The organism is Paenibacillus xylanexedens (assembly GCF_017874615.1).
Classification (GTDB): Bacteria; Bacillota; Bacilli; order Paenibacillales; family Paenibacillaceae; genus Paenibacillus; species Paenibacillus xylanexedens.
Genome location: NZ_JAGIKV010000008.1, coordinates 153,881 through 169,571, shown reverse-complemented (window position 1 = coordinate 169,571; position 15,691 = coordinate 153,881). Strand labels below are relative to the sequence as shown.

Sequence of the window (15,691 nt, the reverse complement as noted above, 5' to 3'; positions counted from 1 at the left end):
TTCCCTAATTTTAATTATTTCTAATGCTTCTTTCATATGTTAGTATATTTAACATTAGAAGCGCGGGTTCCGGCATTGAGCGCTAAACGTTGTTATAGTGGGTGAAAAGATCGATGCGCAATTGGGTCAAAAATGAGAATGTGCAGATGACGGCCATTGCCTTTGCCACTGCGGTAGGGGCGCAATTCAAGATAAATCCGTTCCGGGAAGATTACTTCCGAATCGGGCTGGGGGTTAGCATCCTTTTATTTCTGCTGATGATCATGCCACACTTGTCTTATGTGAAGACAGGAATCCTGACAGGCATCGCGAATTTGCTGTTTCAGTCGGCAGATCTCATCAATCATGTACAGACCGTGTCCATACTGGAAAGCATGCGGGACAATCTGGGGGCAGGTGTATATTATGTGGTCTTTGCCTATGGGCTTAGCATGTTCAAGCATCGATTCCATGAGATGCAGCCTCTTCTGCTCGGCGGGTTAATCACATGTATCGATTTCTCCTCTAATCTTGTTGAGCTGCTTTTTCGCGGAATGTTAAGCGGGACCAATATCTTTTATATGAAGGAATGGTTGTATCTGCTTGTGGTAGGTGGTCTGCGAAGTTACTTTGTGATTGGGCTATATAACAGCATTGCGGTGAGGCAGATGCGGCTCTTACATGCAGAGCAGGAGAAGCGGATGGAGCAGATGCTGAGTGTGAACTCAGGTCTGTATGGCGAGGTCTTTTACCTGAAGAAAGCGATGAATACGATTGAAGGCATTACGGCAGACAGCTATGATCTATATCGCGATCTCCGGGAGCAGGACATGAATCAATACAGTCAGCGCACGCTGGGCATTGCTCAGCAGATTCATGAAGTGAAGAAGGATTCACAACGCATTCTGGCAGGTCTGCTGAAGCTGTATGATAACGAAAAAGCGGTCAATATGAGCTTATCCGAAGTGCTGAGCTTTGCCAGCAAAGCAAACCGAAAATATAGCGAAATGCTACATAAGCAGGTAAAGATCGACATCGAGCAACAGTATGATTGTGAGTCTCCGTATTACATTCCTTTACTCACGGTAATGAATAACCTGATTGCCAATGCGATAGAGGCGATTGAGCATGATGGGACGATTCGAATTCGTATATATGAGCAGGAAGAAAACGTGCATTTCGTCGTGATGGATTCTGGAAAAGGCGTACCCGAAGCCAAACGGGATGTCATCTTTGAACCGGGCTATACAACAAAGTTCAATGAAGTTGGCATTGCTGCGACGGGCATTGGCTTGTCCCATGTACGTGATATCGTTCAGTCGTTGGCGGGACAAATTAAGGTAGAGTCGGCGCCTCCGGGAGAGACAGGGACAACATTTGTTATAGCTATTCCCAAAATAAATCTGATCAAGGGGGCCGATGTCGATGACACTTTCTATCATGATCGTGGATGATGATGTGGTAAGTCGGAGCATGCTGCATGATATCATTGAATCCTGTGGTATCGGCGAGCTTGCGGGCATGGCTGAGGGCGGCATAGAAGGAGCACGCATGATCATGGATCTGCGTCCAGATGTGGTGCTGATTGATCTGCTGATGCCGGATCAGGACGGAATTGAGACGGTGGCGAAGCTGAAGCACGGGGGTTATACCGGGAAATTCATCATGATCTCTCAGGTGGAGAACAAAGAGATGGTAGGAGCGGCCTACCAAAACGGCATTGAATTCTTTATTCATAAACCGATTAATCGGGTGGAAGTGGAGCATGTGCTCAGCAAAGTGAATGACCAGTGGAAGTATGAACGATACGTGCTGGAGATCAAGCAGTCGATGGCTCGATTGAATCTGGTGGAAGCGCCGGCCCCTGCCCAAGGTCGTACGGTGCGAGATGCGGCAAGAAGCATTCTAATGGATCTGGGGATCATCGGAGAAAGTGGTAGCAAGGACATCATTGCGCTCATGGAGTATGCGATTGACCAGAAGCAGGCCGCGGAGTGGCCGCCACTGAAGGAGTCCTATGAAGCGGTGGCCCAGACGTACAAGTCTACGCCCAAAGACGTCGAGAAAGAGAGCAAGGCGATGGAACAGCGCATTCGCAGAACGGTAATTGCCGCATTAACAAACATGGCCTCGATTGGACTCAACGATTATAGCAACCACAAGTTTGAGCATTATGCTCCCCTGTACTTCGACTTCCAGGATGTTCGAATGAAGATGAGAGCCATGGAAGAAGATCAGGCAGGCGACAAAGGCAAGGTTAATATCAAAAAGTTCCTGCATGTGTTCTACATGGAGACGCTTGAAAAGATGAATAGTTGAGGCATCATTGCCTCTGTCTGTTGGAGGATATGAAAACCCGGGAAGGTGACCATCGGCGGTGTCGAGGTCACTTCACCAAAGACGGGCAAGTCGAAGGGGTTATTATTTTAATCCATAATGACTTCTTTATCTGGTTGTTCAAGAAATTCAAACATGATTTTAATTTGTTCCAACGTATTTCTTTCCAATGATAGTTCAGGTAAAGCGTCGATAGCAAAAAAATCAACTGCGCTGGTTTCTACACCTGTTTCCGCATGCCCTCCCACAATGTCACAGCGGATAAACATCTTATATACGTGATAAGGCTCAGGTGGGTGTCCATGGAATTTTTTGTCCAATACTGCTAACAACCGCATCGGCACAACATCAAAACCGGATTCTTCTTTAATTTCTTTCACAGCTACTTCTGATGGTGAGAGGCCGATGTCACTCCATCCTCCTGGTAATGCCCATGCCCCATCTATTTTCTCTCGAACCAAGAGCACTTTGTTTTCCCTGAAAACAACACCGCGAATATCGACTTTAGGCGTTGCGTAACCTGAATCACTTGCAAATGTAAGTGATATTTTCTCTTTGTTAACAGAAGTATAGTTGCTTAAGATATCAATACTAATGCGCCTCAATTCCTCGTATCGCTCGATATCATAAACATCCTTGGCATAGGTTAAACCTGTTTGTGAGATAGCTTGAATCTGTTTTGCCCATTCTAGCCACTTTGTGTCCATGGAATCCTCTTTTCTTCGCAAGTCACGAGATTTAGTTTAGTTAGGAAATAACCCCATTATATCATATGAATTACAGTATATAACTACTAAGAAAGGACAACTCGAAGTTAAGGAATCACGCTAATGATTGAACGCACTCTACGATTATTGCTTTTTATTATAAAACTACGAGATATTATAAAGAAACGATGTCCAGGAGAGGAGAAAGTGAAATGAACATAACCATTGATCAGCAAGGCAATTCCAAGGTCGCCATTATTGAAAGTGATGGTATCGTCATCAACAATGCTCAAGATGCACTGGATTTGATGGCTTCGGTAAGGTATAGCGATGATGCCGATAAGCTCATTATCGACAAATCGAACATCACGGAAGAGTTCTTCGAACTGAAAACCAAGCTTGCAGGCGAGATTTTGCAGAAGTACGTGAACTATCATGTTAAGCTTGCTATTGTGGGAGATTTCGAAGGACATAACAGCAAGAGCTTGAGAGATTTCATCTATGAGTGCAACAATGGCAAGCATGTTTTCTTTTTGAAAAACAAAGATGAAGCGCTTCAAAAGTTGCATAATATCAGTTAAGCGTACATCCGAGGCATGTAGAGAGCCTGCTTATAATCTGAGCCAAACGTAGGAGGTTTGCACCGTGATATCTAATGAGAATTTAAAGGTATATGCTCTGCCTGAGATCGGAAATCTTAAAGTGCATGGCAGAACAACTGGAGAGCGATCGCCGTTGACGTTATTTTGGACGGGGAGTGCAGTTGAACTCAATGTACAGGGCTCCGAAATATGGGTTGAGGTAGAGTCGCAGTATGACATGTATGAGTCATGGATCAGCATTCTGATTAACGGTGTTCCGGTGAGCAGACAGATGTTAACGGCGGGAAGGTATTGGGTCTGTGTATTCCGAGGTATGAACGCAGATGTGGTGAAGAATGTACGGATCGTCAAAGATGTTCAAGCGATGAGTGGTGACCCGGGTTGTGCCTTGCAGATTCATGCGGTGAAATCGGATGGAGCGTTCCTGCCTGTGCAGGAAAAACCGTACAAGATCGAGTTCATTGGTGACAGTATTACATCTGGCGAAGGTGCGATTGGAGCTAAAGCGGAGGAAGATTGGATTCCGATGTGGTTCAGCGCCATACATAATTATACGTTTATGACAGCAGAGGCATTGAATGCAGAATATCGGGTCATCTCACAAAGTGGCTGGGGTGTGCTGACAAGCTGGGATAACAATCCGAAGGGCAACATTCCTGATTATTATGAACAGGTCTGTGGCCTGCTTACTGGTGAACGTAACGGTGCGTTAGGTGCAGGAGATGAGCATGATTTTGGTTCGTGGCAGCCGGATGTGGTGGTCGTGAACCTGGGTAGCAATGATGGAGGTGCGTTCCAGTCACCTGAGTGGAAAGACCCCGACACGGGCAAGGTGTACAAGCAGCGTTTAAATGAAGATGGTACGTATCATGAAGAGGATCTGGCTGCTTTTGAGAAAGCGGTGGAACAGTTCCTGTTCAAACTTCGGAAAAACAATCCGGCGGCACATCTCGTATGGGCTTATGGCATGCTTGGTTTCCCTATGATGTCTGCCATCTACCGTGCGGTTGATTCGTATACAAAGGGGACAGGAGATCGTAAGGTTACGATTATCCAGCTTCCCGATACAACCGAAGAGACGGTAGGGGCGCGCACCCATCCAGGCGAGTTATCTCACCGTAGGACGGCAGAGGTTTTAGCGGAATATGTACGAGGAATGATAGGATAGCTTGAAACATGGTAATGGAAAGACCACTCTTTCATGAACGGGTACCCCAGTGGTTAGATGGTGTCTAACTTTATGGTGTCCCTTTATCACAAGAATGGTCTTTCCCTTTTCTACTCATCTAGACATTCGGTGGTGTATTCACTGTGCCGCTGTTCTGTACCTCATAACGAATCGAAATGATCTGTCCCAGCGTCTGGGTCCGGACCATTTTGAAGTGACTGGGCACAGTGCCTGTCGGGAATAAGGGGATGCCTTCACCAAGAATTTTGGGAATGATGGCGACTTCAATCTCATCCAGTAATTTTTTGGCTAACACAGCTTGAACCAATATGCCGCCACCCACAATCCACACGTCTCCATCAGAAGTTTGTTTTAACTGGGGAATGAGTGTATCTACCTCCTCGGTTGTAAACTGTACATTCGGAGCGGGCGGCTGTTCCGAGCGAGAAAGCACATATGTTGGCCGATCCGCATAGGGGAAATCTTCGGAAAGTGTGAGCACCTCTTCATACGTATAACGTCCCATAACAACGCTACCGATCGTTTCATAAAAGGCAGTATATCCGTTATCTCCTCCGTCACCCTCCACATCAAATAACCAATCTACCGAACCATCCAGTCTTGCGATATATCCATCCAAACTCATGGCAATGTACAAAATTGTTTTGTTATCAGACATGTTCATCGCTCCCTTCTACAATGTATGATACACTTTAACTATGACAAAAGTTGACGTAGTTAGGATGTTGAATTCATGAATCATCGGAAACTGGCCATCATGCGCCTGATGGATTCCAGACAGAAGTTCACTGCTAGGGAACTGGCAGAACGGTTCGACGTCTCGGTTCGTACCATTCAGCGAGATCTGGATGCATTGCAGGCGCTGGTTTTCCCTTGTACACCGAAGTTGGCGTGAACGGAGGATATCGGGTGTTGCCTAATCGGATTTTGCCACCTCTTCAACTGACACAGCAGGAGGCATTAGGGCTGTTTATGATGCTGGGATATCTACAGCAAGTCCCGGATTTTCCATATGGATCAATGCGGGAACATCTGGCTGAGCAGTATTTCTCTACTTTGCCCGAAGATGTACAGGATCTGATTATGCGAATGAGGGAGCATATCACCTTTGTCCAGCATCCCGGTGAGCATGCCGAGCCTTTAACAACCGAGATATTGGGTGCAGCGGTAGAAAAGAGAGAAATCGAATTTATGTATCATGCCCGCAATGGGCATAAAAAAGTCCAGGTCTTCCCTTATGGTATTTACTATGAGCAGGGACATTGGTACATGCCAGCCCGGAATAAGGATCGCGTATTGTTGTATCGGGTGGATCGCATGCAGCAGTTGGCTGTTATGGAATCGGTGGATGAATCTGTTCCCAGTCTGAAGGCATGGCTAGATACCAAAGAAGATAGAGCAAGCGTAGAAGTGGTGCTGCATTTCACGGAATTTGGAGCAAGGATTGCTGCGTCAGATGTGTTGTTCAAGTCGGTTGAAGGCCATGAGTGGCGCGGACTTGTTCCACCCGAGGAGTTCTCTTTTACAGCGCGGAAGTTACTCTCCTATGGGCCGGAAGTGAAGGTGGTGTCTCCGCTCGAACTGCAACAGCAGGTTAGAGGGATGCTGGAACGGAGTTTAAGTCAGTATGGTGGGGGATAAAAGATTTCAAACGCTGGATATTAGGGTATCAAGGAAGAGATAAGAAAGGTGTGTAGACAAATGAGCGAAGTTTGGACTAAAGACATCATCCCGACTGTATCCGATAAAGTAGTGATTGTGACAGGTTCGAACGGTGGTTTAGGGTATGAAACGGCATTAGCGTTAGCTGAAAAAGGCGCAAAAGTTATCCTTGCAGTTCGTAATCTGGAAAAAGGTAAAGAGGCAGCTAATAAAATAAAATCGTCTGTGAATGTAGCTGGAGAGGTAATCGTTATGCAGCTCGACCTTAGCGATTTAGCTAGTATCCGTAATTTCGCAGCCGCTTTTCTTGAGCAATACGATTCTTTGTCCATTCTCGTTAATAATGCAGGAATTATGAACCCTCCATTCCAGTTGACGAAGGATGGCTTTGAATTACAGTTTGGTAGTAATCATCTAGGCCATTTTGCGCTTACGGGTCTACTATTGCCTCGATTGATCTCTACTCCGAAATCGAGAGTTGTCACTGTAAGTAGTATGGCAGCTCATAATGGTGCGATTGATTTTAATAATTTAGATGGCTCCAAAGGATATAATCCCATGAAGTTCTACAGTCAAAGCAAGCTAGCCAATCTGATGTTTGCGAGAGAGCTGCAGAATAAATTTAATTCCGCCCATATTGATTCCATGAGTATCGCCGCTCATCCAGGAATTTCGCATACCAATCTATTTTCCTTCGGTTCGGGGAAACAGACCAATATATTCATGCGCAGTCTTTTGAAAATCATTAGTCAACCGGCACATATGGGGGCATTACCTACCTTATATGCTGCAGCAGATCCGACGATCACGGGAGGGGAGTATATTGCTCCCAGCGGTATGGGCGGCACTAAGGGCTATCCCAAGAGCGCTAAGATCATCGAAAAATTATATGATGCTAACATCTCAAACAAGCTATGGAGCGTATCAGAAGAATTAACAGGGGTATATTACAGATTCGACGTGTAGATTTTGCCATGAAGGAAAGTAAACCTTATTATGGTATAGACAGTTAAAAGTTCTTCAGCACGAATAAGATTAACTGAATGGGGGGCTACCATGATTCGATTCATAAGAAGTTTCACGATCCGCTCTATGCAGAGTCCATGCGATGAACAACGGCGGTTGTTTGTATAGAGCTTGAAATCCATTTCCGCCATATCATTGTAGTGCATATCCAATGTGTTCATTGTACGACTCTGCTGCCTTAAAGATTTTAACTTTTAAGGAGTGGAGCAACGTGAAATATATTAATGCGGATACAATCTTCCCGGAAGAATTACTCAAAGAAATACAGCGTCATATCTCTGGTGGCTTGATCTATATTCCGAGGCCCAAGGATGCCCACAAGAAGTGGGGCGAGAATTCGGGTGGCAGAAGGATTGTCCGGGAGCGGAACGACGAGATCCGCCAGCTTTTTGCTGCCGGAACAACCATCGATCAGCTTGCGGACCAATACTGTTTATCCATCGATAGCATCAAGAAAATTGTGTATTGCAAAAAGGGATGAAACTATAGAAGCCATGTTCGAGCAATCGAATGTGGCTTTTTCCTGTAAGAATAAAGAATGGTTATTAAAGGTTTTTTACATATTCGAGGTTGTTAACTACGCGTACGATTAAATTGACGGTATTAGGATATGCGATGAGAGTTCTTGAAATAAGTTTTCAAATCATCTGGTGAGGTTGGTGAATATGAATATAGAAGTGAAATTAACGAATAAGGACGAGGCGTATGTGATTATGTACCCACTATACCTTCATGACCTATCTGGACATTATGGTCTGGGTGGAGAGCATACCCCGAATGAACATGGCATTTTCGAACCAAGTCCTGATTATATAACTTTGCAGGATCAGTATAACGTCCAGAACATATGGTGGGAAAAACCGGAGTGTCTTTATCCGTTCCTCATGATTGTGGATAGCATACCGGCAGGTTTTGCGTTCATAGCTACTCCGCCATATTGTTCACAAGGCACGAATTTCTTTGTACATGACTTCTTTCTGATGCAGCCGTTTCGAGGTGTAGGCGTTGCTGAACACGTGGCATCGACGATCTTCGGCATGTTTAGAGGAAACTGGGAGTTGTTCACCAATCCATCGGAGAAAAATAAGATTGGCCAATCTTTCTGGCGAAAAACAGTGGATAATTATACTAAAGGTAACTATCGGGAGATGTACGGGCAAACGTTCGATGGTTATAAATTGATTTTTCAATTCTCCAATATATAAAAAGAGAGACCATCTCCCAATGAGGAAAACGATCTCTCTCTACTGCCTTTTATAAACTACCGTTGAAATAGTGATACTCAGAATTCACTTCAAAACCAACACTGCGGTACAGATTAAAAGCACGTTTGTTCTCGGTAACAACGGATAAGCGAATATCTGTGTAACTTTGTTTCCTTAGGAGATCAACCAGGATGCTAAGCGCAGTGCGCCCCAGTTTCTGTCCCTGATAAGCAGGCAAGATACAGAAGTTATGAATAAATGCGGTTGTTGCATTAATGGAGTTGACCCGTACCAGCCCAACAGGCAGTTGATTCTGCCATGCAATATAGGTGACTCGGCTGGGTTCATTTGTTTGCATAAAGTACTCGCGTGTCCAGTCCTCCGAATCTCCAAAGGCTTGGGAGGAGCAAATGACCATAAACTCCATATCCTCGGTTTCTGCCACGGACAACGTTAGTTCAGGTGGCTCTACAACCGAAAGGACTTCATTCACAAGTTGCATCGAGTACTCCGCACGATCATAAATGGCTCCAAGGGATTGGGCAGTATGAACACCCGGAGATAAGCCCTGAGGAACGCGATAACTGAGTTGGTTAATTCCTTGTGGTTTCATGTCCAGGATGGCTCGTTTCAGTAGGCTGCTGAACACACCTTGGCGACGAAAATCTGGGTGTACGATGGCATTAATATTCCCCGTTACGCCGTCGGATGGATACCAACTGAGTAGTCCTACCAAATCACCGTGGTGATAACAGAGGAGTGCATGGTCTCCGTCTTTTTTGCTAATATGGTCAAGGTCTGCTTTCAGATGAATGGAATCAAGCTGTTTACATTGTTGTTCGAGTAAAATAATAGCTTCAATCTGTTCCTTGGAATCATAGATCATAGGAACGACTTGATAAGTTGACATAGCTTTCACACCTTCATTGTTGAAGGAAACACGCAGTTATTGGACCCGCAGGCGCTGTCCTTCGAGAGTTGGTCCAGTTGCAATTTTGATCATCATCATTATCTCCTCCAAATCACTTCCCGATGACTATAACACAATCTATGATGAAGATGACACCCAATGGATGTAATTCACTGGATGCCTGTTCAGATGTGTCCAATAACTGGACATTATATCCTATTGAAGGGATAATTGAGAGTAATACTGACCAGAAAGGGAGGGATTAACCATGCGCAAGTTGGCTTATGTGATGGGTACATTATTTCTTTCCACCGCCATGTTAATGGGATGTACACCATCTGAACCAGCGGAACGCACTGAACCCGTCACTCCACCAGCAACGGAACAGCCAAGTGATACGGAGGACCAGAAGGCGACTGCGGAGGAGCAGCAACAAGCGCTCGAAATGTCACTGGAGTATAAGACAACAGAACTCACTGTGGATGGCAAGGACTATGAGGATACGTTAGAGATGGAAGGGTTATTGGCCAAAGGAGACACCATGAAGCCGTTCCTGACCTCCAGGAATTATGAGGCTTATATGGCTAATCGATATATTGTCTTGCCTCTTCAGGTTGCACACATCGAACAAGCGAAATTGCATCCTGAAAATATACAAACCAAGATCAAAGATAACAAGAGCGACTGGATTCTTGTGGAGTACACGCTAGATCTGAAATTTACAGACGAGAACGGCAAGGAGTTCAAGTCTATTCCGTTATCGGGCGATATCACCTTTTTGCAGGATCAGGGAGAATGGCGGATTCAGGATGATACGTACAACATGAAGCCCTTCACAGAAATCATTAATAATTCACTGTAGTTCATGAAGTGTCTGTGAATCTGGCAAACACCTGCTCTTTGGTTTGTCCGCAACCCAAAGAAGGCTGCTTCTCAGAAGATTCTGTTCTGAAGAAGTGGCCTTTCTTGGTTAAGACGTAGATTCTGGTGTCCAACGTTCAGCTCATCCCATTACCATCCAGTTAGTTCATTAGAAATTGGTTCGCCCAAACGTAGCATCACTCTTCACAGTCGAGCTGCTGGATGCGGTGATCGCATCGAGCTGTAACACGTAGTCATAATGCCGGATGTAATATCCGGGTTGACTGTACGATTGAAGGGATACTTTGGTGCTATCAGCCCAACCAGGACTGCTTAGGAACGTAGCATCTTCCTTATAGGCGGCAGTGTCCGCATATGCTTCAAGTACAATTTTGTTGCTGGCAATACGCTTCAGAAAGTAGCCTGGGAAGTTAATGGACTCCAGTGAAATTCCCGTGGAGCTTGCAAGACCTGGTACGACGCGGAACTGTGAATCCAGAACAGGGGAGACGTTGGCATCCACGCGAGCGGTGTAATTGGCATGACGGATGTATCGATCCGGAACGTTGTGTGAACTGAAACGGCTGTAACCTGTGGCTTCCGGTGTTGCAGGACCCAACATTTTGACCTCGTGCAGGGTTGGGGTGTACCAGTTCCCCGGATTATTCCACAAGACCGCGTTCACCATATTAATCCGCACATAACGGGCTGTGAAATGCACAGCATCGGTCGTAAAACCATAGGTCAGATTGTTGGTGCGATCCAAGGTGGAGTAATTGACTCCATCGTTGCTAATTTCAATTTTGTATTTGTAGTACCCTTCGGAACCTTTATACATAAACCAGGACGTGTCGATCTCGGTGATCGTCTTCGGTGCGCCGAAGTCCACCTGCCACCAGGCAGGCCAGCTATTGGAGGAAGCCACCCATGAAGTCTGGTAATTGCCATCATTGACGTTGGATGCAGACGAACCGGAGGCTGTGGAGCTGGCGGTAGCTGTTTTGCCTTGTGCATGATTGACGAGAGCAGGCGGTGTTACCGCACCCGTTACTGCGTCGATATTCCACGTTGTATACCACTCCAGTGATGCTGTTCCGTTCGAATCATTCAAGGTTAGCGGCAACCAGATATGTTTATGCTCTCCGAGGTTCATCGGATTCCAGCGATCCGCCATGTAGATGTAGGATGTGGTGTTGCTGCCTGTAATCGTGGCAATATCATGAATCTGCGAACCGAAGGCAGATGGATTGCCATATGGTGTAAGCGCAGTCCATGGACCCGTCATGGAAGTTGCTGTAGCATAAGCACCCTGATTCGGATACCAGCCAGCGGCTTGGGAGGTGAAGAGGTAGTAACGGTTGCCTTTTTTCACAACAGCAGGCGCTTCACGGTAGGCGTTCTCGAACAGCCAGCCCTCAAAGGATTGTATTCCGGTGTAACTTGCATTCATTTTGAAAATAGCGATCGTATCATTGGCACCGCCATTTTTGCGTGAAGCAGTAACCAGATAACCTGATCCATCTGTATCAACAAAGACGGTCATGTCACGGGATTCATAATTCATTGGACGGAAACTGCCCTCATAGGTGAATTTGCCATTCGGGTTATTACTTGTTGCGACCGCTACACGCCCGAGGTTGTAGTCCGTACCGTTCTCATAGTGTGCCCAGAGCACATACTGGTTGGTGGAGGCGTTATAGATGACTTTGGGGCGTTCAATTTTGCTGGAGGCCAGCTCGGTTGCGGAATCTTTCGTCAGAATAGCGTTGCTGAAAGTCCAGTTCTTCAGATCAGTGGAGGTGTAGACGTTCACGCTGTCAAACCTGCCGCCCACCGCATGTTCACCGTACAGATAATACGTCGAGCCTACCTGCAGAATGTTGCCGCTGTTCGCATGGATGGGGTTGCCTGCGGTGTCGAGCCAATCGGTCCCATTGGTTATGGTGACACTTGCTGCGCTTGTCCGTTCAGGATGAAGTCCGAACAGGGTGAACGTGAGTGCGAAGACCAGAAACCAGACCGCTTTCCTGTTACCCATTACATACACCTCCCGAAAGATATCAAATTAAATATAGCGCTTTCATTTATATTGTAGTTCGGCCAGACTCATTTTCAAGTGAACAATCCATCCATTGCTGAACAAAACGGCATTACATCGAGCTTGAGCGGTGAGAGCGGAGGAAATGTTCCTAAATATCAAGTACGATGATGTAGAGAGGATCAAATACACACGTTAAAATAAAGCTAGACTGAATTCACATCATGGTTGGAGGGTGGACCGTCATGGACAAGTTTATTGTAGATGAAGACCTTCAGGTGATATTGCAAAATGAAGAAGATGGAGCGAGTACTCCGATTAAAGGAGGTATTACCGCTCAGGATTTTGAAGTCATCTCTACGTATACAAAGGGATGGTTGACCTTTGCCTATCTGCGTGATCGTCAGGGGATATGGTGGTTCAATGCCCGCAAGAATAAGGCGAGTTTGTTCAGTCGGGATACGGAAGCTTTTCGTGTGATCGATGAAGATTACTGCTGCGACTCTCAGTACGTCTATCTGGAAGATCAGGCCGTACCTGACTCAGATCCGGACAGCTTTCGGCTATTGCCGGATACGCCCTACTTTGCTCAGGACCAACGTTATTTATATGTAAAGAGCAGCACGCATTTTCATCTATTTGAGGATATTGATACGAACTCTGTGATTGCTCATCACGACTATTGCACCGACAAGGACCATCTGTTCCATCTGTCCAGCTCTCTTCGTTATGCGAATGGGGACAAGGATGAGGTGAGGGCATGGCTGCAAGAACATCATCTCGACGTACCTGGCTGGTGGCATAATCATTATGCCCGCAGTGCAGAGGGCGCTACGCAGATCACAGGGAATTGGTATGAGACAGAGTCGTCTATTTTTTATAAAACCGAATGGGGCGGTACGGCTCATCGAGAAGCAAAAGCGGTATTCAACCTTATTCGTGGAGCAGACAGGTCTACCTTTGAACCGTTGGACGAGCAGTTTGCACGGGACCGGGAACATGTTTATTTTCAATGGCGTACTGTAAAAGGAGCAGACCCGAATACGTTCCAGTCACTAGGTGGACCTTTTGGACGTGACCGAAATCATGTGTATTACAACGGTTACCGTGTGGATGGAGCTGACGCTCAGCACTTTGAAACGTATGCCGGAACGGAGCATCTTGGACTTTCCAAGGATCAGCAACATGTGTACCGTACCGAGGTTGTTCGGACAAGTCAGCTTTTCGGTCATCCAGACGATGTGCTTCAGATGATCAAGGGAGCTGATGCTGCAACGTTTGAGTTAATAACACCTTCCGGCAGTTGGGCAGTGGATGTTGATCGGGTGTATCTATGGGGGAAACCGAATAAACATATCGATCGTGCCAGCTTTACACATCTATTTGATGCCGATCCCCAGAGTTGGGCAATGGACAAGAATGGTCTATATAATGCCAATGGCAACCGCACGGTAAAGGGCGTTAACGGCAGTACATTTGTCATGCTGAATCGATATTGGGGCAAAGATGGCCATGTGGTGTTCAGCTTTGTGACGGGTGGGGTTTATAAGGCGGGAGATGCAGCAACGTTTCAGGTTACGGATGATATCGGGGGCGCGGAAGATGCGCTATTTCGGTATACGGTGGAAAGCGGTGCAGTGCGGAAAAAGAAGAGGTAAGTCGGACAGTAAGATTGCGTATTCAAAAAGACTGGTCTTCAGTACCTTAAATAGCCGCGGTCTAAGACTTTACTTCAAGTCATAAACTGCGGCTGTCTTCATTTTAGGGTGAGTCTACTGTTACTAATCTGTATCTCTAGATAAACTATTTATAATTATTTAAGGGTCCTTTATCCATTTCAACTTCTACCATCTTTGAAGATCCCATCTTAAGCTTAGGTCTGAACTCTGAATTCTTTTTACTGTAAAGCTCCAATGGGCTTATAATTACTCCATCTGGCGTATTATGAAGTATTCCGGGCACACAGGTATAAATCCGATTATTATTATTTGCATTCTTAGCGGAGATTGTAACGGACGTTCCATTCAGATTATCGATACTCATGGACACCTTGTATTTGTAGAAGGAGCCTGTTCCATTGGATTGCGCCGAATACACCACAGGAACCACGGCGAGAATATCATCGGTTAACCTTAATTTAATCGTTTCTGTCTTCGTTGACTGGTTACCTCTTCCAACATCCCCCGTATGTTCGACGATCCCGTTACCATAGCTTTTGAGAGGTGGCGTTCCTTTTGCGCCAAACATAGCCACATCAATCTGCTTGCCACCCTTGGTGTAGACCAAAGCATATATATCATAATCGGTCCCCGTCTCCCAAGATACAGTTGCTGTAATTTCCGGGGATTTATCAATGATCACGGGCGGTTGCCCTTTATCCAGATTTATATTGCCTTTTACCTTTTGGAGGTTGATCGACGACAAGGACGGCTGACTTTGTTTGTGTTCAGAGACACTTACCGTTGGATCAGGTTCTTTTACTGTCGTATGTTGAGCAGTTTGGGGTGCAGAAGGCTTAATTTGCTCATCAGTTTCAACCTCAACTCCGTAATTTTTACATAATCCTTCAAGACCGGAATTGAAGCCGCGCCAGATGGATTTGACCTTGGTCTGACCATTCCTTAAATATAATTCCAATACAACAATGCCATTTTCAGTGGTGAAGCTGGATGGGGTTAACTGAATCGTCGTATCTCCGCTATGAATCAAGGCTTCTAAATTTTTTACATTGGCAAATCCGGTACTATGGTCCTCCGTAAGAGTTATCGCTATTTTTGTAATACCTTCAGGAACTTTACTCATATCAAAATTAATTTTATGTACTTTGGTATTGCCAACTAACTCAGATGGCATGAGCGTAGCTACACCTGATGAACTTGTTGGTTGATTATAAAATATAATGCCATGATCCCCTTGCACCTTATCTGAATCTGTTAAAAGGAATGCTGTTAAAGAAATATCTATTAAACTAGAAATTGCATGGCTAATGACAATGCTGCCTTTTGCTGCACTCAGGGTGGTGTTGGCCCCCATCTGAAGATACTGATTCATGTGTACCACTCCATTCTATAACAGTTCTTAATATAAATAGACTCTTTAATAGTGCCATTAAATCAATACATACTCAATAATTATTAGGCAGAGTGAGGCACTCTGCCCGCTTGAAGTTATATTA

The 15,691-nt window shown here is 45.4% G+C and carries 16 protein-coding genes; 11 read left to right on the top strand and 5 right to left on the bottom strand.

All coding sequences use genetic code 11. From position 1 onward, the window contains the following. The first annotated feature begins 113 nt into the window (after nt 1–113). Both J2Z28_RS12820 and J2Z28_RS12815 read left to right on the top strand, forming a co-directional pair. Nucleotides 114–1,433, top strand: coding sequence for an ATP-binding protein (locus tag J2Z28_RS12820; RefSeq protein ID WP_211082797.1), 1,320 nt, complete (start codon nt 114–116; stop codon nt 1,431–1,433). Further along, a complete protein-coding gene (locus J2Z28_RS12815; protein ID WP_211082796.1) occupies nt 1,405–2,298 on the top strand; it encodes a response regulator in 894 nt (297 codons plus the stop codon). The genes J2Z28_RS12820 and J2Z28_RS12815 overlap by 29 nt, the downstream gene beginning before the upstream one ends. A gap of 107 nt (nt 2,299–2,405) precedes the next feature. Here the strand turns inward: J2Z28_RS12815 and J2Z28_RS12810 are convergent, their stop codons facing one another. Continuing rightward, nucleotides 2,406–3,023: an NUDIX hydrolase gene (locus J2Z28_RS12810; RefSeq protein ID WP_036671794.1), complete on the bottom strand. Its 618-nt coding sequence runs from the start codon at nt 3,021–3,023 to the stop codon at nt 2,406–2,408. A gap of 212 nt (nt 3,024–3,235) precedes the next feature. Between J2Z28_RS12810 and J2Z28_RS12805 the strand changes: the two genes are divergently transcribed. Then, nucleotides 3,236–3,604, top strand: a complete 369-nt coding sequence (locus tag J2Z28_RS12805) for a DUF4180 domain-containing protein (protein WP_036671793.1) — start codon at nt 3,236–3,238, stop codon at nt 3,602–3,604. 64 nt (nt 3,605–3,668) lie between these two features. Next, nucleotides 3,669–4,793 carry an SGNH/GDSL hydrolase family protein gene (locus J2Z28_RS12800; protein WP_211082795.1) on the top strand — a complete coding sequence of 375 codons (1,125 nt, stop codon included), beginning with the start codon at nt 3,669–3,671 and terminating at the stop codon, nt 4,791–4,793. 118 nt (nt 4,794–4,911) lie between these two features. Here J2Z28_RS12800 and J2Z28_RS12795 read toward each other — a convergent pair whose 3' ends face one another. Then, nucleotides 4,912–5,478 (bottom strand): dihydrofolate reductase family protein, encoded by a 567-nt coding sequence (locus J2Z28_RS12795; RefSeq protein ID WP_211082794.1) that lies wholly within the window; start codon nt 5,476–5,478, stop codon nt 4,912–4,914. A 69-nt stretch (nt 5,479–5,547) separates the two neighbouring features. Here J2Z28_RS12795 and J2Z28_RS31175 point away from each other — a divergent pair, with 69 nt between their 5' ends. The 5 genes from J2Z28_RS31175 (at nt 5,548) to J2Z28_RS12775 (ending at nt 8,707) form a co-directional block, all read left to right on the top strand. Continuing rightward, complete coding sequence (locus J2Z28_RS31175; protein WP_244988263.1) at nt 5,548–5,709, top strand: HTH domain-containing protein; 162 nt, start codon at nt 5,548–5,550, stop codon at nt 5,707–5,709. Beyond that, on the top strand, nt 5,688–6,455 hold the full coding sequence (locus J2Z28_RS12790; RefSeq protein ID WP_244988262.1) for a helix-turn-helix transcriptional regulator: 768 nt from the start codon (nt 5,688–5,690) through the stop codon (nt 6,453–6,455). Before J2Z28_RS31175 ends, J2Z28_RS12790 begins: the two co-directional genes overlap by 22 nt. Before the next feature lie 60 nt (nt 6,456–6,515). After that, complete coding sequence (locus tag J2Z28_RS12785; protein WP_211082793.1) at nt 6,516–7,442, top strand: oxidoreductase; 927 nt, start codon at nt 6,516–6,518, stop codon at nt 7,440–7,442. 271 nt (nt 7,443–7,713) lie between these two features. After that, nucleotides 7,714–7,983, top strand: coding sequence for a CD3324 family protein (locus tag J2Z28_RS12780; RefSeq protein ID WP_036611734.1), 270 nt, complete (start codon nt 7,714–7,716; stop codon nt 7,981–7,983). 184 nt (nt 7,984–8,167) lie between these two features. Further along, nucleotides 8,168–8,707, top strand: a complete 540-nt coding sequence (locus J2Z28_RS12775) for a hypothetical protein (protein ID WP_211082792.1) — start codon at nt 8,168–8,170, stop codon at nt 8,705–8,707. 49 nt (nt 8,708–8,756) lie between these two features. On the opposite strand, the gene J2Z28_RS12770 is transcribed toward J2Z28_RS12775, so the two are convergent. Further along, on the bottom strand, nt 8,757–9,617 hold the full coding sequence (locus J2Z28_RS12770; RefSeq protein WP_211082791.1) for a GNAT family N-acetyltransferase: 861 nt from the start codon (nt 9,615–9,617) through the stop codon (nt 8,757–8,759). Between the two features lie 268 nt (nt 9,618–9,885). On the opposite strand from J2Z28_RS12770, the gene J2Z28_RS12765 reads away from it, so the two are divergent. Beyond that, a complete protein-coding gene (locus J2Z28_RS12765; protein WP_211082790.1) occupies nt 9,886–10,479 on the top strand; it encodes a hypothetical protein in 594 nt (197 codons plus the stop codon). 168 nt (nt 10,480–10,647) lie between these two features. On the opposite strand, the gene J2Z28_RS12760 is transcribed toward J2Z28_RS12765, so the two are convergent. Then, entirely contained in the window at nt 10,648–12,516 is a 1,869-nt protein-coding gene (locus tag J2Z28_RS12760) for an AbfB domain-containing protein (RefSeq protein ID WP_211082789.1), read from the bottom strand. A gap of 245 nt (nt 12,517–12,761) precedes the next feature. On the opposite strand from J2Z28_RS12760, the gene J2Z28_RS12755 reads away from it, so the two are divergent. Next, nucleotides 12,762–14,174 (top strand): DKNYY domain-containing protein, encoded by a 1,413-nt coding sequence (locus J2Z28_RS12755; RefSeq protein ID WP_211082788.1) that lies wholly within the window; start codon nt 12,762–12,764, stop codon nt 14,172–14,174. A 145-nt stretch (nt 14,175–14,319) separates the two neighbouring features. On the opposite strand, the gene J2Z28_RS12750 is transcribed toward J2Z28_RS12755, so the two are convergent. Beyond that, on the bottom strand, nt 14,320–15,567 hold the full coding sequence (locus J2Z28_RS12750) for a TerD family protein (RefSeq protein WP_211082787.1): 1,248 nt from the start codon (nt 15,565–15,567) through the stop codon (nt 14,320–14,322). Between the last annotated feature and the right edge of the window lie 124 nt (nt 15,568–15,691).

Bases quoted from the DNA above. Each gene is read 5' to 3' on its own strand.
- J2Z28_RS12805 (WP_036671793.1), top strand. From the start codon at position 3,236: ATGAACATAACCATTGATCAGCAAGGCAATTCCAAGGTCGCCATTATT.
- J2Z28_RS12765 (WP_211082790.1), top strand. From the start codon at position 9,886: ATGCGCAAGTTGGCTTATGTGATGGGTACATTATTTCTTTCCACCGCC.
- J2Z28_RS31175 (WP_244988263.1), top strand. From the start codon at position 5,548: ATGAATCATCGGAAACTGGCCATCATGCGCCTGATGGATTCCAGACAG.
- J2Z28_RS12755 (WP_211082788.1), top strand. From the start codon at position 12,762: ATGGACAAGTTTATTGTAGATGAAGACCTTCAGGTGATATTGCAAAAT.
- J2Z28_RS12815 (WP_211082796.1), top strand. From the start codon at position 1,405: ATGACACTTTCTATCATGATCGTGGATGATGATGTGGTAAGTCGGAGC.
- J2Z28_RS12760 (WP_211082789.1), bottom strand. From the start codon at position 12,516: ATGGGTAACAGGAAAGCGGTCTGGTTTCTGGTCTTCGCACTCACGTTC.
- J2Z28_RS12820 (WP_211082797.1), top strand. From the start codon at position 114: ATGCGCAATTGGGTCAAAAATGAGAATGTGCAGATGACGGCCATTGCC.
- J2Z28_RS12775 (WP_211082792.1), top strand. From the start codon at position 8,168: ATGAATATAGAAGTGAAATTAACGAATAAGGACGAGGCGTATGTGATT.
- J2Z28_RS12770 (WP_211082791.1), bottom strand. From the start codon at position 9,617: ATGTCAACTTATCAAGTCGTTCCTATGATCTATGATTCCAAGGAACAG.
- J2Z28_RS12795 (WP_211082794.1), bottom strand. From the start codon at position 5,478: ATGAACATGTCTGATAACAAAACAATTTTGTACATTGCCATGAGTTTG.
- J2Z28_RS12785 (WP_211082793.1), top strand. From the start codon at position 6,516: ATGAGCGAAGTTTGGACTAAAGACATCATCCCGACTGTATCCGATAAA.
- J2Z28_RS12750 (WP_211082787.1), bottom strand. From the start codon at position 15,567: ATGAATCAGTATCTTCAGATGGGGGCCAACACCACCCTGAGTGCAGCA.
- J2Z28_RS12810 (WP_036671794.1), bottom strand. From the start codon at position 3,023: ATGGACACAAAGTGGCTAGAATGGGCAAAACAGATTCAAGCTATCTCA.